General features: G+C 38.3%; 24 protein-coding genes, 3 tRNA genes and 1 riboswitch. Of the genes, 15 read left to right on the forward strand and 12 right to left on the reverse strand.

Annotated elements, in window-relative coordinates:
* Positions 1-54 precede the first annotated feature (54 nt).
* The 12 genes from cobU to ABGT15_RS02520 all read left to right on the forward strand — a co-directional run bounded on the left by cobU (position 55) and on the right by ABGT15_RS02520 (position 11,399).
* Entirely contained in the window at positions 55-579 is a 525-nt protein-coding gene (gene cobU / locus ABGT15_RS02465) for a bifunctional adenosylcobinamide kinase/adenosylcobinamide-phosphate guanylyltransferase (RefSeq protein ID WP_367229820.1), read from the forward strand.
* On the forward strand, positions 580-2,259 hold the full coding sequence (gene cobT / locus ABGT15_RS02470; protein ID WP_367229821.1) for a nicotinate-nucleotide--dimethylbenzimidazole phosphoribosyltransferase: 1,680 nt from the start codon (positions 580-582) through the stop codon (positions 2,257-2,259).
* A 106-nt stretch (positions 2,260-2,365) separates the two neighbouring features.
* Positions 2,366-3,163: an adenosylcobinamide-GDP ribazoletransferase gene (locus ABGT15_RS02475; protein ID WP_367229822.1), complete on the forward strand. Its 798-nt coding sequence runs from the start codon at positions 2,366-2,368 to the stop codon at positions 3,161-3,163.
* The gene (gene cobC, locus ABGT15_RS02480; RefSeq protein ID WP_367229823.1) at positions 3,148-3,672 is read left to right on the forward strand and encodes an alpha-ribazole phosphatase; all 525 of its coding nucleotides are present in this window, start codon (positions 3,148-3,150) and stop codon (positions 3,670-3,672) included. Before ABGT15_RS02475 ends, cobC begins: the two co-directional genes overlap by 16 nt.
* 92 nt (positions 3,673-3,764) lie before the next feature.
* Positions 3,765-3,956, forward strand: a riboswitch (cobalamin riboswitch).
* Between the two features lie 30 nt (positions 3,957-3,986).
* Complete coding sequence (locus ABGT15_RS02485) at positions 3,987-5,837, forward strand: TonB-dependent receptor plug domain-containing protein (protein ID WP_367229824.1); 1,851 nt, start codon at positions 3,987-3,989, stop codon at positions 5,835-5,837.
* A gap of 5 nt (positions 5,838-5,842) precedes the next feature.
* A complete protein-coding gene (locus ABGT15_RS02490; RefSeq protein ID WP_367229825.1) occupies positions 5,843-6,901 on the forward strand; it encodes a YncE family protein in 1,059 nt (352 codons plus the stop codon).
* Between the two features lie 44 nt (positions 6,902-6,945).
* Positions 6,946-8,235: a T9SS type A sorting domain-containing protein gene (locus ABGT15_RS02495; protein WP_367229826.1), complete on the forward strand. Its 1,290-nt coding sequence runs from the start codon at positions 6,946-6,948 to the stop codon at positions 8,233-8,235.
* A gap of 7 nt (positions 8,236-8,242) precedes the next feature.
* Positions 8,243-9,205 (forward strand): T9SS type A sorting domain-containing protein, encoded by a 963-nt coding sequence (locus ABGT15_RS02500; RefSeq protein WP_367229827.1) that lies wholly within the window; start codon positions 8,243-8,245, stop codon positions 9,203-9,205.
* 166 nt (positions 9,206-9,371) lie between these two features.
* A complete protein-coding gene (locus ABGT15_RS02505; RefSeq protein ID WP_367229828.1) occupies positions 9,372-9,881 on the forward strand; it encodes an RNA polymerase sigma factor in 510 nt (169 codons plus the stop codon).
* A complete protein-coding gene (locus ABGT15_RS02510; protein ID WP_367229829.1) occupies positions 9,868-10,308 on the forward strand; it encodes a hypothetical protein in 441 nt (146 codons plus the stop codon). The genes ABGT15_RS02505 and ABGT15_RS02510 overlap by 14 nt, the downstream gene beginning before the upstream one ends.
* 17 nt (positions 10,309-10,325) lie before the next feature.
* A complete protein-coding gene (locus ABGT15_RS02515; RefSeq protein WP_367229830.1) occupies positions 10,326-10,853 on the forward strand; it encodes a DUF4252 domain-containing protein in 528 nt (175 codons plus the stop codon).
* Positions 10,854-10,856: 3 nt separating this feature from the next.
* On the forward strand, positions 10,857-11,399 hold the full coding sequence (locus ABGT15_RS02520; RefSeq protein ID WP_367229831.1) for a DUF4252 domain-containing protein: 543 nt from the start codon (positions 10,857-10,859) through the stop codon (positions 11,397-11,399).
* A gap of 28 nt (positions 11,400-11,427) precedes the next feature.
* Here the strand turns inward: ABGT15_RS02520 and ABGT15_RS02525 are convergent, their stop codons facing one another.
* From ABGT15_RS02525 to ABGT15_RS02540, 4 genes are read right to left on the reverse strand one after another with little or no spacing between them, the layout of a single operon-like run.
* Positions 11,428-11,874, reverse strand: coding sequence for a beta-carotene hydroxylase (locus ABGT15_RS02525; protein ID WP_367229832.1), 447 nt, complete (start codon positions 11,872-11,874; stop codon positions 11,428-11,430).
* Positions 11,875-11,885: 11 nt separating this feature from the next.
* Complete coding sequence (locus ABGT15_RS02530; protein ID WP_367229833.1) at positions 11,886-12,725, reverse strand: phytoene/squalene synthase family protein; 840 nt, start codon at positions 12,723-12,725, stop codon at positions 11,886-11,888.
* Positions 12,722-14,203: a phytoene desaturase family protein gene (locus ABGT15_RS02535; RefSeq protein WP_367229834.1), complete on the reverse strand. Its 1,482-nt coding sequence runs from the start codon at positions 14,201-14,203 to the stop codon at positions 12,722-12,724. Before ABGT15_RS02535 ends, ABGT15_RS02530 begins: the two co-directional genes overlap by 4 nt.
* 50 nt (positions 14,204-14,253) lie before the next feature.
* Positions 14,254-15,156, reverse strand: coding sequence for a MerR family transcriptional regulator (locus tag ABGT15_RS02540; RefSeq protein ID WP_367229835.1), 903 nt, complete (start codon positions 15,154-15,156; stop codon positions 14,254-14,256).
* 80 nt (positions 15,157-15,236) lie between these two features.
* Between ABGT15_RS02540 and ABGT15_RS02545 the strand changes: the two genes are divergently transcribed.
* On the forward strand, positions 15,237-16,388 hold the full coding sequence (locus ABGT15_RS02545) for a lycopene cyclase family protein (protein ID WP_367229836.1): 1,152 nt from the start codon (positions 15,237-15,239) through the stop codon (positions 16,386-16,388).
* 226 nt (positions 16,389-16,614) lie between these two features.
* Here ABGT15_RS02545 and ABGT15_RS02550 read toward each other — a convergent pair.
* The 3 genes from ABGT15_RS02550 to ABGT15_RS02560 form a co-directional block, all read right to left on the reverse strand.
* Positions 16,615-16,696, reverse strand: a tRNA-Leu gene (locus ABGT15_RS02550).
* A 41-nt stretch (positions 16,697-16,737) separates the two neighbouring features.
* A tRNA-Lys gene (locus ABGT15_RS02555) sits at positions 16,738-16,810 on the reverse strand.
* Positions 16,811-16,946: 136 nt separating this feature from the next.
* Positions 16,947-17,019, reverse strand: a tRNA-Lys gene (locus ABGT15_RS02560).
* A 128-nt stretch (positions 17,020-17,147) separates the two neighbouring features.
* Here ABGT15_RS02560 and ABGT15_RS02565 point away from each other — a divergent pair.
* Positions 17,148-17,666 carry a shikimate kinase gene (locus tag ABGT15_RS02565; protein ID WP_367229837.1) on the forward strand — a complete coding sequence of 173 codons (519 nt, stop codon included), beginning with the start codon at positions 17,148-17,150 and terminating at the stop codon, positions 17,664-17,666.
* Here the strand turns inward: ABGT15_RS02565 and ABGT15_RS02570 are convergent.
* The 3 genes from ABGT15_RS02570 to ABGT15_RS02580 all read right to left on the reverse strand — a co-directional run bounded on the left by ABGT15_RS02570 (position 17,658) and on the right by ABGT15_RS02580 (position 19,214).
* Entirely contained in the window at positions 17,658-18,152 is a 495-nt protein-coding gene (locus ABGT15_RS02570) for a phosphoribosyltransferase domain-containing protein (RefSeq protein WP_367229838.1), read from the reverse strand. The genes ABGT15_RS02565 and ABGT15_RS02570 overlap by 9 nt on opposite strands.
* Before the next feature lie 107 nt (positions 18,153-18,259).
* On the reverse strand, positions 18,260-18,841 hold the full coding sequence (locus ABGT15_RS02575; RefSeq protein WP_367229839.1) for a methyltransferase: 582 nt from the start codon (positions 18,839-18,841) through the stop codon (positions 18,260-18,262).
* Positions 18,828-19,214, reverse strand: a complete 387-nt coding sequence (locus ABGT15_RS02580; protein ID WP_367229840.1) for an RNA-binding S4 domain-containing protein — start codon at positions 19,212-19,214, stop codon at positions 18,828-18,830. Before ABGT15_RS02580 ends, ABGT15_RS02575 begins: the two co-directional genes overlap by 14 nt.
* 77 nt (positions 19,215-19,291) lie before the next feature.
* On the opposite strand from ABGT15_RS02580, the gene ABGT15_RS02585 reads away from it, so the two are divergent.
* Positions 19,292-20,323, forward strand: coding sequence for an FKBP-type peptidylprolyl isomerase (locus ABGT15_RS02585; protein WP_367229841.1), 1,032 nt, complete (start codon positions 19,292-19,294; stop codon positions 20,321-20,323).
* Between the two features lie 75 nt (positions 20,324-20,398).
* Here the strand turns inward: ABGT15_RS02585 and ABGT15_RS02590 are convergent, their stop codons facing one another.
* Both ABGT15_RS02590 and ABGT15_RS02595 read right to left on the reverse strand, forming a co-directional pair.
* Positions 20,399-21,352, reverse strand: a complete 954-nt coding sequence (locus ABGT15_RS02590) for a transketolase family protein (protein ID WP_367229842.1) — start codon at positions 21,350-21,352, stop codon at positions 20,399-20,401.
* An 80-nt stretch (positions 21,353-21,432) separates the two neighbouring features.
* On the reverse strand, positions 21,433-22,284 hold the full coding sequence (locus ABGT15_RS02595; RefSeq protein ID WP_367229843.1) for a transketolase: 852 nt from the start codon (positions 22,282-22,284) through the stop codon (positions 21,433-21,435).
* Positions 22,285-22,459: the final 175 nt, after the last annotated feature.

Here is a 22,459-nt window from a genome sequence, read left to right on the forward strand (position 1 = left end):
ATAGAAAGTGAAGAAAGCTTATAGCTCACGGCTTAAAGCATAAAGCAATAAAAAATGATTTATCTGATAACAGGCGGGGAGCGCTCCGGAAAAAGCAGTTATGCTGAAAATTTAGCAAAAGAATTATCCGCGAATCCAATGTATGTAGCGACGGCACGTAAATGGGATGACGATTTTCAAAAACGAATCGACAGGCATCAGCAGGATCGTGACGAGCGATGGGTTAATGTGGAACAGGAAAAACACTTGAGCGAAATAGATTTCTCCGGTAAAGTAGCTGTAGTGGATTGTGTAACGCTTTGGCTGACTAACTTTTTTGTAGACACTAAAAACGACGTGCAGGCAAGTTTGCAACAAGCTAAAGCAGAATTTGATAAAATCGCCCAACAGGAAAACGCGACCATTATCATTATCACCAATGAAATAGGAATGGGCGTGCATGCGGATACCCATATCGGGCGTAAATTCACTGAATTACAAGGCTGGATGAATCAGTACCTGGCTAAGAATGCTGATGAGGTAGTGCTGATGGTTTCCGGAATTCCGGTAAAAATTAAAGCGACAACCTCAAAAGTATAGATGGCTACGTTATACGACATATTGCGATCGCGCAGAGATACCCGTCATTTCACCACGGATCCGGTGCCGGATGAAGTGATAGAAAAGGCGTTGCAGGCAGGACATTATGCACCATCCGTTGGTTTAACCGATGCGACAAAATATTTCGTGATTCATTCGAAAGAAATCAAAACAGCTGTCAAAGAGTTGTTTGTCGAATACGATAAAAAAGCCGCCGATCAAACCGACAATCAAGATCAAAAAGAGCAATACAAAAACCTGAAACTGGAAGCCATTGAAGAAGCGCCGGTAGGTTTGGTAATCTGTTATGACCGCTCGGTTTTGAATCATTTTACCATTGGGACTGTCGGGAGCAATGAAGCGATTAAATTCAGTGCGGTTTGTGCGGCACAGAATATCTGGTTATCCCTTACCGAACAGGGGTATTCGATGGGCTGGGTATCCATTCTCAACTATTATAAATTTAAAAAACTACTGGGTTTTCCTGAGCATTTGGAACCTTTAGGATATTTCTGCATTGGAAAGCCCGCTACCGATTACGGCAATCAGCCGATGTTGCAGCAATTGCATTGGAAGCAAAAATCGGACAAACCGTTTGTAACCGAAATTAAGGTTGCTCAAAATCCGGAAGACGAAAATCATCTTGTTTTAAATGAAGAAAATAAAGGATTTTCCACTTTAGAACAACAGCTTCAGGATAAAATCGATAGCAAAACGAAACCGACCGGTGCTTTAGGAATTCTTGAAGTTTTGGCAAAGCAAATCGGATTAGTGTTTCAATCCGTTTCCCCTGAAATCAAACAGCCGAATATTGTAGTTTTTGCTGCTGATCACGGTATTGCTAATCACGGCGTAAGTGCATATCCTCAGGATGTTACCCGGCAAATGGTGGCAAATTTTTTAGAAGGAGGAGCAGCGATCAACGTATTCTGCAAGCAAAATAACATCCGTTTGGCTGTTGTAGATGCCGGTGTGAATTATGATTTTCCAACGAATGCCAACCTGATCAACGCAAAAATCGATAAAGGAACGCAATCGTTTTTACATGGGCCGGCCATGACGGTAAGCCAGTTGGAACTTTGTTTCGATAAAGGAAGCAAAATTGTGACTCAAATAGCCACTTCCGGAAGCAATTGCATCGGTTTTGGTGAAATGGGCATCGGAAATACGTCCACCGCTTCGGTTTTAATGAGCGTCATTACCGGAATTCCTATTGAAGAATGTGTCGGAAAAGGAACAGGGGTAGATGAAGAAAAACTGAAATTTAAAATCGACATTCTGAAAAAAGCCATTGTTTCTTATCAGGATGCCGATGATTTGGATAATAAATTAGCGTATTTCGGAGGTTTCGAAATTTTACAAATGGCCGGCGGAATGCTGGAAGCATACAAAAACAACATGCTGATAGTGGTGGACGGTTTTATTTGCAGCGTAGCGTTTTTAATCGCCTTTGAAAAACAACCCGGAATCCTTAAAAATGCGGTTTTCAGTCATCTTTCAGCAGAACAGGCGCATATAAAACTCCTTAATTATCTTAACGCCAAAGCCATTTTACAACTCGATTTGCGATTGGGGGAAGGGACGGGATGTGCGGTGGTTTTCCCGATTTTACTGTCGGCAGTGGCTTTTCTGAATGAAATGGCCAGTTTTGAAAGCGCCGGAGTGAGTAGTAAGGAGTAGTAAGTGTCAGTGTTCAGTGATTAGTAGTCAAAAATCTTTAATAATAATAAAAAAATCCGAGGAAATCCGCGTTGCTTGCATCCGTTTTGTCCGCGTTCCAATCTAAATGAAGAAAGAACTAGATATATTTTTTACCGCCCTAATGTTTTACACGCGTATTCCGTGTCCGAAAAACATCACCCACGATCCGGAATATCTTAATAAAGCAACCCGTTATTTCCCAATTATCGGCTGGATTGTAGGTGCGGTGACGTTTCTTGTTTTTTTTGGAGCTGCTTATTTATTTTCCGTTAATATCGGTGTTTTGCTTGGAATTATCGCCGGAATTCTGGTTACCGGAGCATTTCACGAAGATGGTTTTGCCGATGTTTGTGACGGTTTTGGAGGCGGATGGACCAAAGAGAAAATTTTGATGATCATGAAAGACAGTGCCATCGGAGCGTATGGTGCCATCGGTGTGGTTTTGTTATTCGGACTGAAATTTTTAGCGATTCAGGAAGCCATTATCCTGCCAAAAATGACCGTTGCGGAAGTAGGATTGTATGGTTTACTTCTTTTTGTTTCGGCGCATTCCGTAAGTAGGCTGGCGGCAATTTCCATCGTTTTTACCCATCAGTATTCCCGGGAGGATGCCACAAGCAAAAGCAAACCGATTGCACAGCAATTTACATGGCGTGAAGTGGTAGGGGCGCTTGTTTTTGGTCTGATTCCGTTGTTGCTAATGACATATTTTCAATGGCAATTTATTTTGGTACTGTTTCCCGTTTTCGTAATCCGTTATTTTATGGCGCGGTACTTCCAGAAATGGATAGGCGGTTATACTGGCGATTGTCTGGGTGCAACGCAGCAAGTATGTGAAGTAGTGTTTTATTTATCGATTGTGGTATTATGGAAATTTATTTAGTACGGCATACCGAAACCGTTTGCGAGAAAGGGATTTGTTACGGTCAAGCCGATGTAGGTTTGAAAGTTCCATATGTATTGGAATTTGAAGCGATTAAAAAACAACTTCCGAACGATGCGGTATTTTTTTCAAGTCCGTTGCAACGCTGTACACTTTTAGCGGATTATTTATCGGATGCCAAGTATCAGATTGATGCCCGTCTGATGGAAATGAATTTCGGCGATTGGGAACTGAAAAACTGGGATGCTATTCCTTCCGAAGCAATCGATCCGTGGATGAAAGATTTTGTGAACGTAAAAGTGCCCAACGGAGAATCGTTTGTTGAATTGCATGAAAGAGTTCTTTCCTTTATTCAGAATGAATTGACAGTGTCGGTGAAGCGTTCTGTGGTAATTGTTACGCATGCCGGCGTTATCCGTAGTTTTTTGTGTAAACAGATGGATTTACCCTTAAAAGAGGCGTTTTCCAATAAAGTCGATTTCGGGCAGGTGATCCGAATGGAATTGTAGGAAAGCCTTCTGAAATTCTTTAAAATTTTAGATTTCTTCAATTTTTAAATTAAAAAGTGATAGAAATTTGCATAATTCACAATTGTACTGTTATATTTGCGCTCGAATAAGGTTGCGTTTTGATTTATATCAATCGCATTAAAAGGGAATTAGGTTTAAAACCTAAGCTGTACCCGCAACTGTAAGCTATTAAGCCTGTTGTTATTCTTCATACCACTGTTGTAAAACGGGAAGGTGAATAACAGGACGCAAGCCAGGAGACCTGCCTTTTTCTTAACGAATATCGAACTTTCGGGAAAAAAGGTTCAGAAATTATGACTGCGAAAAAGCTACTTTTATTCTGTTTTTTGTTTTTGTGCCAATGGGTTTCGGCGCAGAAGGATACTATTCGTCAACTTGATGAACTCGTTATTTCAGACGTTTATTTAAAAAACAACCAATCGCAATCCATTCTGGTACTTGCGGATTCGGTAATCCATAAAAATCAATCTTCACTTTCGAATCTGCTGAATTATAACAGCGTTATTTACTTTAAAGAATACGGTCGCGGTATGCTGTCTACAGTTTCTTTCAGAGGAACGACGGCTTCGCAAACGGCAGTAGTCTGGAACGGAATCAACATCAATTCGCAACTCAACGGCAGTACCGATTTTAATACCGTTACCACCAACGATTTTAATTCTATCAGTGTAAAAGCTGGAGGCGGAAGTGTAATTTACGGAAGCGGCGCGATAGGAGGAACCGTTCATTTGAATAATGATTTGACTTTCAAAAAACAGTTCAGTAACGATTTCAGAATGGCTTACGGCAGCTTTTCAACTTTAGGGACGAACTACCGAATGGTGTTTTCGAATGAGAAATGGAGTTCGCAAATCGGAATCTCCTATAATGGTTCGGAAAATGATTATCCTTATATAGGGTTGTACACCTGGAGAGGCGAGCAGCGGAAAAATCTAAACGGGCAGTATGACAATACGAGTTTGAATGTCAGTTTGGGGTATAAAATCAATGCGAACAGCAGTATTAAGTTTTACAGCCAAGCCTCCAATACCGACAGGCATATGTCCTTGGTTTCGGAGTCGGATACCAAAACGAAATACGTTAACGGTTTCAGTAGGAATCTGATGGAATATCAAATGACGCACAACAAATTGAACGCCAATTTTAAAGCGGCCTACGTTGCAGAAAACTATCAGTATTTCGGCGATATCAACAGTGATTACTTCAGCTTTGGAAAAACGGAATGCTTTATAACAAAATTCGATTTCGGGTACCAATTGTTGCAAAATCTAAAACTGAACGGTATTGTAGATTACAATCGTACCAAAGGTTATGGAACCAGTTTCGGGAGTAACGTAAGACAAATCGGTTCGGCAGCATTGATGGCCAATCTGAAGGTAGCCCGAAAATGGCAAAGTGAGTTTGGTCTCCGCAAAGAAATCACCGATAACTATCAAAGTCCGTTATTGTTCTCAGTAGGAACGTCTTATGCATTTAGTAAATTGTATACGCTGAAAGCAAATTTTTCAAGAAACTTCCGTATACCAACGTTCAATGATTTGTATTGGGAAGAAGGCGGTAATCCGAACCTGAAACCGGAAAGTGCCTATCAGGCAGAAATTGGCAATGTTTTTTCATTTGGAAATATCGTCTTGTCTCAAACGACTTATTATATGAAAATCAGGGATATGCTGCGTTGGGTTCCCGGAGAAGGCGGAATATGGTCACCTCAGAACACCGATAAGGTAAAAGCCTATGGAACCGAAACCTTGTTGGGATGGAGTACAAATTTTGGGAGACATCATTTCAAAGTAAACGGAACATGGGCCTATACCATTTCTGAAAATGAAGAAACGAGTAAACAGCTGTTCTTTGTGCCATTTCATAAAGCAACGGCTTCGGTGGCTTACTTTTTTAATAAATTCTCGGCAAATTATCAGTTTTTATATAACGGCTTTGTTTATACCCGATCGGACAACGATCCGAACGAAATCATAGAAGCTTATAATGTATCCAATATCGGAATCGATTATGATTTCGGATTTTTCAAATCTTCAAAATTGGGTTTTCAGGTGCTGAATGTGTTTAACGAAAAATACCAGAGCCTTGAAGACAGGCCCTTGCCCGGTAGAAATTTTAACCTATACATAAATCTTAAATTTTAATAACAATGAAGTTCAGTAAGTTTTTTTTAGTTGCTCTTGGGAGTATTTTACTAGTGTCATGTAATAATGACGATAATGATACAGCAGTTGAGGCAGGAGCATATGAGAAGGGTATTTTTATCCTAAATGAAGGTTCGTCAGGGCAAGGTTCAGTGTCTTTTTTAAGTGATGATTTGACAAGTTTTACTCAGGATGTTCATGGTACTGTTAATCCGGGGGATTTGTTTGGGAAATATGTACAGTCTATGTTTTTCAATGGTGACTACGCTTATATTATTGCGGGCGGATCTAATAAAATCAACGTTGTAAACAGAAAGACGTTTAAATTGGTTGCGAAAATCGAAACGGGCCTTTCAAGACCAAGATACGGTGTTGTAAAAGACGGGAAAGCCTATGTGGTAAATGCAAATACGTATTCGTATGAAAATCCGACCAGTGGTAATACAGACGATTATATTGCAGTAATCAATTTAACAACGAATTCAGTTGAATCAACAATTCCATTGAATGCTACCGGAAACAGAATTGTATTGGAAAACGGAAAATTATATGTGTCCGAACCATATAATAATACTGATATTCTGGTTGTAAATCCTGCAACAAATACTCTTGAAACACCTATCAATGTTGGTTCTGATGCCGATGCTATGGAAGTGAACAACGGATTTTTATACGTGATGAGAAGTCCTTACGGAGCGGCAAGCGAAATCGTAAAAGTGAAATTATCAGATGCAAGCACGAGCAGTGTTGTTTTTCCATCGGAATTAGACGGTGCTAAAAATCTGGATATCTATGAAAATAAGATTTATTACACTGCGGGAACTTCAGTTTATGCCATGAATTTAACGGCTACATCGGCTTCAACTACTCCGATTTTAACGTATTCTTCCACATCAGAATATGGTGTAATGTACGGTTTTGCCGTAAACAACGGACGTATTTTTGTTGCTGATGGTGGTGATTTTACAGCAAACTGTAAAGCGTATGTTTACTCTTTAACCGGATCTTTACAGAAAGAGGTAACGGTTGGAGTGGGTCCGAACGGTTTTTATTTTAATAACTAAACTAGAAAAGCTTTGCCGATGCAAAGCTTTTTTTATAATACATAATGATAAATAAATATAAATTTTCGATAGTAGTATCGCTTTTAAGTTTTTTAGGGTTCTCGCAGTCTTACCTTGATGGAATTTTTGTTTTAAATGAAGGTAATATGGGAAGTAATGCCGCTTCAGTAAGTTTTATTTCCGCTAACAATCAGGTGACGAATAATATTTATGGCATTAGTAATAACAATAATCCTTTAGGTGATGTAGGGCAAAGCATAGGTTTCTACGGGGATATTGCAATGGTTGTTTTAAATTTTTCCAATAGTGTTAAAGTTGTTAATAGAGAGACTTTTGTTTCGGTAACTTCTATTGAGGCCGGTTTAACAAACCCCAGATACGTAGAATTTTATCAAAACAAAGCCTATGTAACCTGTTGGGGGGATGGAACGGTTACTACAGACGATTATTTAGCTGTAATTAATTTGACTACCTATCAGGTGGAAAGCACAATCCCGATGCCTGAAGGTGTGGAAAAAATTGAAGAAGTTAACGGGAAATTATATGTTGCCCATCAAGGTGGATATGGTTACGGGACAACAATATCTGTGGTTAATCCAGTAACCTCAAGTATTGAAGCCACTATTAATGTAGGAGATGTGCCGAATGCAATGGTTGTAAAAGGAAATTATTTGTATGTGCTTTCAGGAGGAATGCCTTCATGGAGTTCCAATGGAGAAACGGCTGGGAAATTGCATAAAATTGATTTAGGGACTAATGCAGTTGTTTCAGAATTTACTTTTTCGGGCGTACAGCATCCTTTGCATTTAAGTTCCGATGCCAATTACCTTTATTACACAATTGATGCCAATGTGTATCGTATGGCTTTTACGGATTTGACATTGCCGACTTCGGCATATATCACTACGCCGGTAACTGACTTTTTGGGAATTTACGGTTTAGATGTGATTGATGGCAAAATATACATTGCTGATGCTAACGGATATGCAGCTCAAGGTTTTGCGCACCTATACAACGCGGACGGGACTTTTTTGACGACACATGCCTTAGGTAATATTCCGAATCATTTTTATAAATCCAATACAAGTAACTTAGGTGGTAACGATCTGACAGAAGTTGTTTTTAAAGTTTATCCTAATCCTGCTGTTACAACAGTCTTCATTGCTACAGATAAGGATGTGAATGTAGTCATTTACGATTTATCAGGTAAGAAGGTAAAAGAAGAACTATATACGCTTTCAGGAATTGATGTGTCGGGTCTTCAGGCTGGAATTTATATGATGGAAATCCGCAATGAAAATCAGAAGCAAACGGTAAAACTTGCGATAAAATAAGTTGAGAATGCCTAAATCTGTACTATTCTGTTTACTAGTCCTGTTAACGCTTCAAGGCATGGCACAAACCTACCCTCCGGCAGCGGGGCAACCTGGTTCTACGGCTATTCATAAAAACGATGGGGCGTTTGTTGCCTGGGCCAGTGGTATTTCACTTACTCGCGGTTATATAAAACTATCCGAGCCGGGCTTAGGGTTTGTAACTTCAGGCGTAGCGGAAAATGCTGTTGGTTTTCCAACGGGAGCCATTGTAAGCCTTGGGGATAGAGGAGAAGCGGTAGCCACTTTTAATTTACCGATTACCAACGGCCCTGGATTTGATTTTGCAGTCTTCGAAAACGGTAATATAGGGTATTTGGAATTGGGGATTGTGGAAGTAAGTTCAGACGGAGTCAATTATTTTGGGTTTCCAATGCACAGTCAAACACAGGTCAATACCCAGATTGGAACTTTCGAAACACCTTCGGCGCCCTATTTGCACAATATTGCCGGTAAGTATGAAGGAACTCACGGAACACCGTTTGATTTAAGTGAAATTCCTGACAATCCGTTATTGAACAAGCAGCATGTTACACATGTAAAGATTATTGATGTTGTGGGAAGTATTAGTTCAGTATATGCCACGTACGACAGTTTTGGTAATGCCATTAACGATTCGTACCCTACACCATTTGACACGGGAGGTTTTGATTTGCAGGCGGTTGGTGTTATTCATCAACAGGTGTTGGGAACACACGGATTTGGATATAAGTTTTTTTTAATGTATCCAAACCCGGCAACCGGAGTGATTTATTTTACAGCTGCTGCAGAGTTCTCTGTGAAATTATTTGATATGTCGGGAAGAATTGTTAAAAGTCTTCAGACAGGAAATCATGAAAAATTAGCAGTATCGGATTTGGCTTCCGGAAACTATGTAATGGAAATTGTCAATACTGAAGAAAAAATATTTAAAAATCTAATTATTAGATAGTTGGGTAAAGTTATGGATTTTTAGTAGTAATATCAATTCTAACTTATTAGGCCCTGTTCTTTACGGTTGTAAAGTTCAGGGTTTATTTTTTTTTTATTGTACCTTGTAACAAACCAAGAGGTAGTTCGTCTTGCTTATATAAACCAAAACCAACCAATAGTTACGTATGAATCAGCAGGAGTTTATAAAACTGATTTCTCCTTTTAAAGATAAGCTGTTCCGAATGGCCAAACGATTGCTGGTTAGTACGGAAGAGGCTGAGGATGCAACACAGGAGGTTTTGGTGAAATTATGGAACAATAACGAAGTGCTTTCCAAATATTCGAGTGTGGAAGCTTTTGCGATGACGATAACCAAAAATTACTGCTTGGATCAGTTAAAATCAAAAAGGGCATCAAATTTGCAAATCGTTCACAGTAATTATACGGATAATGCGGCAAGCGTTCAGAAACAGATTGAGGATAAGGACAGCTGGAATTGGGTAGAAAAAATAATAGAAACCCTTCCGGAACAACAGCGTTTAATTATTCAGATGCGGGATGTGGAAGAATATGAATTTGCAGAAATTGCGCAAATACTCGATATGAACGAAACAGCAGTAAGAGTTGCACTTTCAAGAGCAAGAAAAGAAATTAGAGAACAATTGGTTAAAAAACACAATTATGGAATTGCATAACATAGAAATATTAATAGAGAAATACTTTTCAGGAGAAACCAGTATCGCCGAAGAAAAAGAGCTTAAGACTTATTTTTCCTCTTCAAATGTGGCGCCCCATTTAGAAAATTATCGAGCGATTTTTGGTTACTTCACTCAGGCTAAACAAGAACAATTTACCAAAACAGTTCCACTACAACCTAGAAAACGAAATTATGTAGCGTGGATTTCTGTTGCGGCCAGTGTGGCAGTCTTAGCTGGGACGTACTTTTTTATGAATCAGGAGCCAACGCATCAACAGGATTTAGGAACTTTTGATGATCCGGAGATCGCTTTCGCCGAAACGCAAAAAGCCCTTCAAATGGTTTCCGAAAACGTAAATGAAGGCGTGAAAAGTATCGAATACGTTCATGAGTACAATCAAACAACAAAAACAATTTTTAAGTAATCAAAAACAATCAAAAAATGAAAAAGTTATTTTTAACATTAGTTATAGCCTTAAGTTCAACGGTAATTTTTGCACAATCTGCCTTCGACAAATATGACGGTCAGGAAAATGTGACATCGGTAATCGTGAACAAGAAAATGTTCGAATTGATGAGCAAAGTAAAAGTAGATGGTACTGATAAAGAAGCGCAGGCTTATATGACTTTGCTTAAAAAGTTAGACAATCTGAAAGTATTTACTACCAACAGCAACAAGACAGCTTCCGATATGAAATCAACCGTGGGAAGTTACTTGAAATCCAACCCGCTAGATGAATTGATGCGTATAAACGACAGCGGTAAAAAAGTAAACATTTATGTGAAATCCGGAGCGACCAGCAGTCAGGTAAAAGAACTTTTAATGTTTATTGAAGGCGTAAATGTGAAAGGAAATGAAACGGTTTTATTATCTTTAACAGGTAATTTTGACTTAGATGAGATTTCCGCGCTTACCGAAAAAATGAGCTTGCCGGGTGGTGATTCTCTGAAAAAGGCTTCTAAAAAGTAATTTATGCAACGGTTACTGTTTTTAACGTTGGTTTCGGCTTTCCTGTTTGCAAGTTGTGAACAGAAGCCAACCTTACAGAAATATTTTGTAGAAAAAAGTGAACAGGCTAGTCAAGGCTTCACTGTTCTGGATGTTTCACCATCGATTTTGAATCTTGAAAAAGCCAATCTTTCCGCCGATGAAAAAGAAGTATTGGATGCTTTTGAAAAAGTAAACGTACTTACTTTAAAAGCCGACGGTAAAAATCAGGAGGCTATTCAGGCAGAAAAAGAGAAAATTGCTTCGATATTAAACGATAAAAAGTACGAATCGTTAATCAAAGTGAATTTAGGAAAAGACGGAGCCGAGTTCAAATGCGTAGGTAAAGATGAGCATATTGAAGAGTTTATTCTTTACGGAAGTAAGAAAGAAAATGGTTTAGCCGTTGTCCGGATAACCGGCGAAGACATGAACCCTACTACCGTTTTGAAAATGCTGCAGCTGATGCAAAAATCAAACATCGATGTAGAGCAATTAAAACCGTTACAGGATTTGTTTCAACCCTAATAAAAAAGTCCCATCAGGGACTTTTTTATTAGGGTTTTTTAAAATACTTCCAAGGCACGAGCAACATACCAAAGCATTCACCATGTTCTTTTCCCAAATGTTTGTGATGCATTTTATGCGCTCTTCTAACGGCTCTGGCATACCGATTATTCGTATTTCGGAACAGTTTAAAACGTTGGTGTATAAAAATATCGTGTACGATAAAATACGTAATACCGTAAGCCAGAATTCCCAGTCCAATGGCCAAACCTATTTCAAGAAAATCATATTTCCAAAGCAAAAAGAAAGTAATGCTAATGATAGCGTAAATTACAAAAAAGGCATCGTTTTGTTCAAACCACGAATTGTGTGTTTTATGATGATGGTCTTCGTGCAGGCTCCACAAAAAACCATGCATGATGTACTTATGACTGAACCATGCCATAAATTCCATAAAGCAGAAGGTGAGCAGAAAAACAAAAAAATGAATCCACATGGTTGTTTATTTTAGAGTAAATTTAAGTGGTATTTCAGATAGCAATTGGCCAGTAATCCCACTTTTTCATAATCAGGCACTCTGATTCGGGTGTTCTTAATTTCCAGGGAAGGCGTTTTTTTGAGTTTGGATAATAGTTTTTTGTAGTAAACGTAAGCAGTGTAAACGCCAAACTTGGCTTCCATCGGTAGTTTTAGAATGCCTTTGAAACCGGCTTCAAAATCGGCTTCAATTTCTGTGATAATCTGTTGTTTTGTTTCTTCATTCAGGCACGTTAAATCAGTATTGGGAAAATAGGTGCGATTGAGTTCTTCAAAATCTGCTTTCAAATCCCGTAAAAAATTCACTTTTTGAAACGCCGAACCCAAGCGCATGGCCGAATGTTTTAATTCTTCGTATTTGGCATCGTTTCCTTTTACAAATACTTTCAGGCACATCAGCCCCACAACATCAGCCGAACCGTAAATGTAATCGGAATATTCGTCGAAGGTGGTATATTCTTTTTTGTACAAATCCTGCTTCATACTTTTCATGAAAGCATCGATCATCGACTTTGGAATAGCATATTTGTGAACCGTAGTCTGAAAAGAATTCAACACCGGGTTCAAACTGATTTTATTGTCGAGTGCTTTTTGTAAATCATCTTCAAAAAAACCGAACAGCGCTTCTTTGTCGTAATCGTGAAAAGTATCTACAATTTCGTCAGCAAAACGAACAAAAGCGTAAATGTTGTAAATGTCCTGACGGATGCTGGGCGCCAACATTCGTACAGCACTCGCAAACGAAGTACTGTAGGCCTTGGTTACATTTCTGCTGCATTCAAATGAAATTTGGTCAAAAAGTGCTTTCATACGAGTTGTTTTTCAGGTTTGTAATTTTTTTGGATTAGATCGGATACAAGTTTTCCCGATATCAGCGAAGGCGGAACACCTGGACCCGGTACCGTCAATTGTCCTGTGAAATATAAGTTTTCTACTTTTTTACTTTTCAGTTTCGGACGCAAAAAGGCGGTTTGCATGAGAGTATTCGCCATTCCGTAGGCATTACCTTTGTATGAATTGTAGTCTTTTATAAAATCGTTCACGCAAAATGATTCGCTAAAAAGAATTGACTCTTTTACGCTTTGATTGGTAAGGCTTTCCAAACGATTTATGATTTTATCAAAATACTCTTCCCGCAACGTTTTGGTATCGTCCAACCCCGGCGCTAACGGAATTAAAAAAATTCCCGCTTCACAGCCCTGTGGCGCAACATTGGAATCGGTTTTGGATGGGAAACTTGCATAAAATAATGGTTCCTCTGGCCATTTCGGTTGGTCGTAAATCGCCGAAGCGTGCACATCAAAATCCACATCGAAGAAAAGAGTATGATGTTCTACGTTCTCCAGTTTTTTGTTAAATCCGACATAAAACAGCAGGGAAGAAGGGGCAAAAGTCTTTTTATCCCAATATTGTTCCGAATAAGCACGATGCTCACTGTCCAGTAAGCTTTCCGAATGATGGTAATCGGCACCGCTTACCACGATATCACTGTAAAGTGCTTTGCCATTGGCCACTAGCCCAATTGTTTTTCCGTTCTCGACCAGAATTTTTTGCACTTCAGTATTGGTTTTAATTATCACACCTAATTCTCTCGCCAGGCTTTCCATCGCTAAAATCACACTGTACATCCCGTTTTTGGGATGCCAGGTGCCCAAACCGAAATCGGCAAAATTCATAAAACTGTAAAAGGAGGGTGTATCCGAAGGTTTGGCTCCCAAAAACAACACCGGGAATTCCAATATCTGAATCAGTCTTTTGTTTTTAAACTGTTTGCGAATATCGTTGGAAATAGTGCTGAAAAACTGTCCCGCTTTTAAGGCTGTTTGCGGGGTAATCAATTCTAAAGGGGAAACACCCGGACGATATACTAGATTTTTAATGGCGATGTCGTAATTGCTTTGCGCCACTTTCATAAAGCGTCTTAATTTCGTACCGCTTCCCTTTTCTATGGTTTCAAACGTATTGGCAATATCGTCTAGATTATCTGCAATTGTGACAAAATCCAGAGTATCAAAATACACCTGATAGGCCGGATTTAGTTTGATTAGTTCATAATAGTCGGAAGGTTTTTTGTTGAAATCGGCAAAGAAACGTTCGAATACATCGGGCATCCAATACCAGGTAGGACCGATATCGAATGTAAATCCTTCTTTTTTAAGTTGTCGGGCGCGACCGCCAATGGTGCTGTTTTTTTCATAAATCGTTACAGTACAACCTGCTTTGGCCAAGTAACAGGCTGCGGCCAAAGAGGAAAATCCGGATCCGATTATTTGTATACTGGTTTTCATATTTTGTTTAACAAATATACTAAAAAGTTAAACAAAATAAATAAAACTTTTTATTTTTTTAATTTACCGGTAACATCGGAAATCTGTTTAAAAATGATGGTTTTTTTGGTGTCATTTTGGTTATCGATGAATTCTGTCATTTTTCCAAACACCCACAATTCCGAATCGGTAGTGTTTAAGAGTTGCTTCTGGAATTCATCAAGATAATGGTTTATCGAATCAGGACCGGGTTCTACGGTAATGTAAGTAACAAAAGTAATATTATTGAAGTGCTTTTTTATGTCAGTAAGACATTGTAAAGGAATGCTGGGGCCTAGAAAAATGGTTTTAAATCCGTTACGCAGAATTTCATAATTCAGGTACAATAGCCCGAGTTCGTGAATTTCGTTGTGAGGTAAAAAGAGTACAAACGTTTTATCACTTTTTTTAGGTTCCAATTGCAGTTTTTCGATGCTTACCAATAGCTTCTGTTTGATCAGGTAGCTGATGAAATGCTCGTGTGCCGGCGTGATGGTATCGGTTTGCCACAAGAGTCCAATTTCATGTAAAAGAGGTATCAGTACGTCAAAAAAGATGGCTGAAAAGTCTTTTTCGCGCTCCAGGTTGTTGTAGGTTTTCAGAAACAGCGCTTCGTCAAAATTCATCATGGCCAATTTAAAATTCGCAAGAACATGACTCATTGAATTTTCGGTAGTTCCTATCTGATGAACCAGTTCCGCAATTTTTTCCGGATGAAGTTGTGCGATTTTTGAAATTTTATAATTGTTGTTATACAACAAGGTTACATTGAGCAGTTTCTGCAGGTTTTCAATATCGTAATTTCGTATGTTGGTCTCGGATCGCATCGGTTCCAGTAAGCCGTACCTTTTCTCCCAGATTCGGATGGTATGTGCTTTTATTCCGGAGAGGTTTTCCAAATCTTTAATGCTAAACACACTTTTAATTATGTTCATCGATTGTGGTTTTTTGTTAAACAAATTTAAGAAATTATTTCAACGCTTTCGTTACATTTGCAAATAAACCATTGCTAAACATGAAGTACGATTACATTTTTTCCGGCGTCGGATTGGCAGCTCTTATGGTTTTATATGAGATGGAATGCTGTGGTTTGTTTTCTGGAAAACGTATTTTATTGTTGGATCCGGATGAGAAAAATTCAAACGACCGAACCTGGTGTTTTTGGGAAAATAGGGTAGGCGACTGGGATTGGGCCGTAAGCAAAACATGGTCGAAAGGTGGTTTTCAGAATAATGAAATTGAAATTGATTGTTTTTCGGAAGATTTTCGGTATAAAATGATCGAATCCAAAACCTTTTATGAGCGCATTCTTTCTGAATTGAAGGCGTGCCCGGAAATTGAATGGAGAAAAGAACAAGTCCAGTCTTTTCAGGAAGTTGTTAATGAGGAAGTTGAGGTTTTTACGTTGCAATCCAGTTACAAAGGTGTAATTTTATTTAACAGTATTCTGGATTTGAATTCGTTAAAGAATGATGCAGAATATCCATTGCTGTTACAGCATTTTGAAGGTTGGTTTATAAAGACCAAAAGCCCTTTTTTTGATAGGGACAAAGCAGGTTTTATGGATTTTTCAGTGTCTCAGAAAGGGAATACACGGTTCATGTATGTTTTGCCGATTTCTGAAACAGAAGCTTTAGTAGAGTATACACTTTTTTCTGCAGACGTTTTAAATGAGGAAGCTTACCGGATTGAAATAGAGCAGTATTTAGCAAAGAAAGGAATTTCAACGTACGAAATTACACGGAGAGAAAAAGGTATTATACCCATGTCTGCGTTTCCTTTTTGGAGGAATAACTCTAAGCGGATTTTAAATATTGGTTCGGCGGGTGGCTGGACGAAAGCCAGTACCGGCTATACGTTTAAAAATGCAGCGAAATTTTCAAAGCGAGTTATTGCAATACTTCAGAAAGATACTGTCGATTTCAGACGGTTTTACAAAACCAACCGTTTTACTTTCTACGATAATTTGTTTGTTGCTGTTTTGTTTGCGAGGAATGAATTAGGGTATGAATTGTTTTCAGGGATGTTTTCTAAAGTAAAACCTAAGCTGGTTTTTAAATTTTTAGATGAAAAAACAACACTTTGGGAAGATTTAGTTGTTATATGGAGTTGTCCAAAAATTCCTTTTCTTAAAGCATTGAAGAATTATATGCTTAAAGGGTTGTGACCACAATCAGATTGACTTTGGCCTTCCACAAAGCTCCGCTTTGAAAATATAAAGCAGAATTTAAACTTCTGAAGTAAACTTTGCAATTTAAATTCTGCTTTATATTTATTCGTGACCACGATGGGATAGAATTTGTTTTTCCCAATTAAGCTCCGCTTTGAAAATTAAAACAACACAAAATCTTAAAAGTAAACTTTACGCTTTTGCTTATGTTTTAATTTATTCGTGACCACGATGGGATTCGAACCCATACGCCTTGCAGCACCACCCCCTCAAGATGGCGAGTCTACCAATTTCTCCACGTGGCCTTTGTAAACAAAAAAAGCCAAACAAAACTGTTTGACTTTTGTGACCCGGCTGGGATTCGAACCCAGGACCCCATCATTAAAAGTGATGTGCTCTACCAGCTGAGCTACCGAGTCGTAGCATTCAGGAAATGAATTTAGGTCTTAAATAGGATTAACTTCGTTGATCCCTCAAAGCTCCGCTTTGAAAATGAAACTAACAAAAAAGTTTAAAAGCGAACTTTACACTTTTTCTTTTATTTTCATTCATTCGTGACCCGGCTGGGATTCGAACCCAGGACCCCATCATTAAAAGTGATGTGCTCTACCAGCTGAGCTACCGAGTCTGAAATCATTTCCTGATTGCGGGTGCAAATATAAGGCCTATTATTTATTTTCCAAGGGAAATTTATTATAAATTTGACTTTTTTTTAAAGGAAATTGGTAAGCGCTTAATTTATAAGGTTTTATTCGGATGCAAAAAATTGTTTTAATTGGTTATATGGGATCGGGAAAGACGACAATTGGTAAATTATTGTCTGAAAAAGCTAGAATTCCCTTTTATGATTTGGATGAAATTATTGAAAAAAAATCCCAAAAAACTATTTCGGAACTTTTTTTGGAAATCGGGGAGATCAAATTTCGGAAATTAGAACACGAAACCTTACGTGATTTTTTAAGCAAACAGGATGATTTTATTCTTAGCCTTGGAGGAGGAACACCTTGTTATGCCAATAATCATCTTTTTTTGCAACAGGAGGATGTGGCTTCCTTTTATCTGAAAGCTTCCGTTAAAGAGTTGTCAGGACGATTAATGCAGGAAAAAAAACATCGTCCGCTTATTGCTAAACTGGACGATGCAGAATTTGAAGAGTTTATAGCCAAACATTTGTTCGACCGAAGTTATTTTTATCATAAAGCAAAAAATGTGCTTTCTGTTGATGGTAAGGAGCCTTCGGAAATTGCAAACGAAATAATCGGAAAGCTAGCTTAAGTACGCGTATTCGTCTTCGTTTTCGAAAACCACCTGAATGTGTTCTAATAATGATGTCGACAAAGAAATTCCTTTAAAATCTGCTTTTACAGGGTATTTTTTATGATTGCGGTCTACCAGGACTGCGGTTTTAAATTTTTTCAGCGGAACGTCTAAAAAGTGCTTTACGCCATAAATTAATGTGGTTCCCGAGTTTAAAACATCGTCAATTAAAACCAGTCCTTTATTTTCGTACTCTTCTTTTTTCAGGGATGTGATAATTTCGTCCTGCGGATTGTTTTTGTTAATCTGCACTTCGCACAAGATTACTTTTAAATCTGAAATCTGCTCCAGCTCGGCTGCGATTTTTTTTGCGAAGGTGTAACCACTGTTGGCAATTCCTGCTAAAACGACTTCGGTTTCATCGGAAAACGTTTCGTAAATCTGGAAAGCCATTCGTTTGGTTTTATGCTGGATTTCAGCTTTGGTTAAAATGATGTTTTGCATGTTGTGTTGTTATTTTGTTTCAAACCGACTTGAAAAGCCTTTTGTTTTAAAATTTAAATCAAAAATAAAGAATTTAAATATAGATTTCTTCTTCCTCAGGCTAAATATTATTTAGGAAGAAAGATGAAGAATAACTCTTTTTCTGATCTTGGTTTAATTGAATTATAAGCTGTTTCAAGTGTTTTAATGATGAATAGTTCTGAAAATAAATTCTGGTATTCTTCTTTGCTTCCTCCGAAAGGCGGTCCAACTTCTGTTAAAGGAAAATTGAACAATAAGCCAAAGATTTTACCTTTTGGTTTTAAAAGCGAATGGGTTTTAGAGGCATAGTTTTTTCGTAGTTCAGTGTTTAAAGCGCAAAAGAATGTTTGTTCTATAATAAGATCAAAGGAGTCTTCCAGTTCAAAAAAATCTTTCTGAATCAGGTTTTCTTTTGGTAGATCGGGATTGCGCTTCCGGATATTTTTTAAAGGTGCTTCGGCTAAATCGATTACAAATACATTAGAAAAACCTTTTTCAAGCAGATAATCTATTTCATAGCCGTTTCCTGCTCCGGGAATAAGAATTTTAAGGGTTTTATCCTCAAGTTGGTCAATGTATGCTTTTAAAGGTGTTGTTATTGTTCCAACATCCCAGCCGGTTTCATTGGTAAGGTAGCGGTTTTCCCAATAGGCTTTATTCAGTGTCATTGTCTTCCGGGTCTAAGGTGTAATCATCAATGTCGCGACGGTCTTTTTTTGTTGGTCGTCCCTGGCCTTTGGTACGGTAATGTTCTTTAGAAAGTTTAAGCATTTCCAAATGAGCAAAGGCTTCGGCTGGTGTTTCGTCTTTTCGGTAAATATCTACCAATTTGGCTCCAACACGGTTTTCGGGAATGTCTAAAACCGTTAGTATATAATTGATTTGGTCTTTTCGTAAGGTGATTTTATCAGAAGGGAATACATCGCGTGACGGTTTGGCTTCCTGTCCGTTTACGGTAATACGACCTTTTTTGCAGGCTTCTGTGGCGATACTTCTCGTTTTGTAGTAGCGAACGCACCATAGGTATTTGTCGATTCTCATTGGAATTCGTTAAAAACACTGTTAATAATGGTACAAAAATAAAGTAAAATTGTATCTTGCGCCATTAAAATTTGTTAATGATGAATAAGGTTTTATACGGTTTAGGAATCGGATTGTTACTATTGGGTGCAAGTTGCCAGAAAGACGACGTACCAACAGCAGAGCCGCCTCGTCCGCATGCAGATGTATATGCTGAGGATTTAGTTAAAATTGAAGATTACCTTCACAGGTATTATATTGATGTGACTAAGAATCCAGATGGAGATGTGACTAATGTTGAAATGAAACCGCTGGATGAAACACATACGGTATCCATTTGGGATCAGACAGAATATCCTTTATTGTACAAAATGGTTAAACGTTTTGGTGTTGAATTTAAAGTGTACTACCTTAAACTTGATGATAAAGATGATACCGATGCAAGTGGCAAAAAGCCATGCGGCGTAGATAAAGTCTATACTTCGTATAAAGGGGAATGGTTAACAAGAGAGTATATTTCTGAAGAAGAAGGGTATGAGTTGGAAACTGGTCAGTTTGATAATACACCAAATCAGGTTGCAATTAATTTGGTAAGTGTTCAGACAAAAGGATGGGAGTATATTTTTCCAGAATTCAGATCTGGTCAAAATTCAAATAATGCGGATGGTACTTTGAGCCATACCAATTACGGTTCAGGGGTAATGTTCCTGCCTTCTGGGTTGGGATATTACAATCAGGCTGCCGGAACAATTCCGTATTATGCACCGCTTATTTTTACCTTCAATCTTTATGATGTTGAATATGTTGATAATGATTTTGACTTGATTGAATCAAGATACGAATACGTGCTTAATGAAGACGGAACATTATTAGATACGGATGCCGACGGGATTCCGAATGTATTTGATGCAGATGATGATAATGACGGGTTTTCGACTAAAAATGAAATTAAATATATAGATCCTGACGATCCAAATGATGTTGTTAGGTATTATCCATTCAATGGCGCAGCGATTGATGATCTTTCTACGCCATATGTAGATGAAAGACAAGGTATTCCAGCCTGTGGTGGTGTAGATTTTACTTCACCGACAAGGGTAAGAAAACATTTGGATAAGAATTGTAATTAAGAATATCAAATAATAAAAATAAAAAATCCCGCTCACTGAGCGGGATTTTTTTATGGGTGAGCGAAACGAAAAGGATTATTTTCGCTTCATCACTTTTTCTACAGCTTCCACAATCGCCTGATTGTTTAACTTGTATTTCTCCATTAATTGTTCTGGTGTTCCCGATTCTCCAAAGCTGTCCTGAACGGCAACAAATTCCTGAGGTTTCGGATTGTTTAAAGCCAAAACTCTTGAAACACTTTCACCTAAACCTCCTAAAATATTGTGCTCTTCAGCTGTAACCACACAACCTGTTTTAGCAACCGATTTCAAAATCGCTTCTTCGTCCAAAGGTTTAATAGTGTGAATGTTAATTACTTCGGCAGAAATTCCTCTAGCTTCCAATGCTTCAGCAGCAATCAAAGCTTCCCAAACCAAGTGTCCTGTTGCGATGATGGTTACATCAGTTCCTTCATTCAGCATAACCGCTTTTCCGATTACAAACGGCTCGTCAGCAGGGGTGAAGTTTGGTACTACCGGACGACCAAAACGCAAATAAGCTGGACCGTGGTGGTCTGCCAATGCAATCGTTGCCGCTTTGGTTTGATTGTAATCACAAGTATTGATTACGGTCATTCCCGGTAACATTTTCATTAAACCGATGTCTTCTAAAATCTGGTGTGTTGCACCGTCTTCTCCTAACGTTAATCCGGCGTGAGAAGCACATATTTTTACATTTTTATCCGAATAAGCCACGGACTGGCGAATCTGGTCATACACACGCCCCGTGGAAAAGTTAGCGAAAGTTCCGGTAAAAGGAATTTTTCCTCCAACAGTTAAACCTGCTGCAATTCCAATCATGTTTGCTTCTGCAATACCGATTTGGAAAAAGCGTTCCGGGTGATTTTTTTTGAAATCGTCAAATTTTAAAGAACCGATTAAGTCAGCGCATAAAGCCACAACATTTTCGTTCTTCTGACCTAATTCGGTCATTCCAGCTCCAAAACCGGAACGGGTATCTTTACTTCCTGTATTTGTATATTTTTTCATTTGAATTTTAATTGAAAGATTTAAAAATTGAAAGACTTAAAAATTCTGTTATCAGAAATTTATAATCGTCAATTTTCATGCTAGTAATCCACTTCGTCTTCAGAATAATTTTGAGCTAAAGCAGCAGCCAATTGATCGTCGTTCGGCGCTTTTCCGTGCCATGCGTGCGTGTGCATCATGTAGTCTACCCCGTGACCCATTTCAGTGTGTAATAAAACACAAACCGGTTTTCCTTTTCCGGTTAATGATTTGGCGTGTGTCATTCCGGCTATGATGGCTTCAATGTTGTTTCCTTCTTTAATTTCAACCACATCCCAATCAAAAGCAACGAATTTCGCTTTCAAATCACCCATGCAAAGTACATCGTCTGTCGCACCGTCAATTTGTTTTCCGTTCAAATCCACTGTTGCAATTAAGTTGTCCACTTTTTTAGCCGATGCATACATGATGGCTTCCCAGTTTTGTCCTTCTTGTAACTCACCATCACCCGTTAAGGCATAAATGAGGTGGTTGTCGTTGTTCAGCTTTTTTGCCTGAGCAGCACCAATGGCTACTGATAGACCTTGTCCTAAAGATCCTGACGCCATTCTTACACCTGGAAGTCCTTCGTGTGTAGTCGGGTGACCTTGCAATCTGGAGTTCAGTTTTCTGAAGGTAGCCAATTCTTTAACAGGGAAATAACCGCTTCTTGCCAATACGCTGTAAAAAACAGGTGAAATATGTCCGTTTGACAAGAAGAAAATGTCTTCTCCAATTCCGTTCATATCGAATTCAGGCTTGCGCTCCATCAAGTGTTTGTATAACACCACCAAAAATTCTGTACAGCCCAAAGATCCTCCAGGGTGACCTGAATTTACAGCATGAACCATACGAAGAATGTCTCTTCTTACCTGAATCGTTAAATTGTTTAATTGTTGAATGTTAGGTTTCATTGTGATTGTAAAAGTTAAACTGCTGCAAAGATAATCAGATAATTGGATTTTAAGATTTGAAATTTAAAGATTTAAAGATCGAAGAATTGAAAGATTTGGAATTTTACAGATGTTAATTTAATTCACAATTCACAATTGTTAATTCACAATTCTCTTATCTTTGCCGATTGTAAAA

It is taken from the genome of Flavobacterium enshiense (assembly GCF_040750275.1).
Taxonomy (GTDB): domain Bacteria; phylum Bacteroidota; class Bacteroidia; order Flavobacteriales; family Flavobacteriaceae; genus Flavobacterium; species Flavobacterium enshiense_B.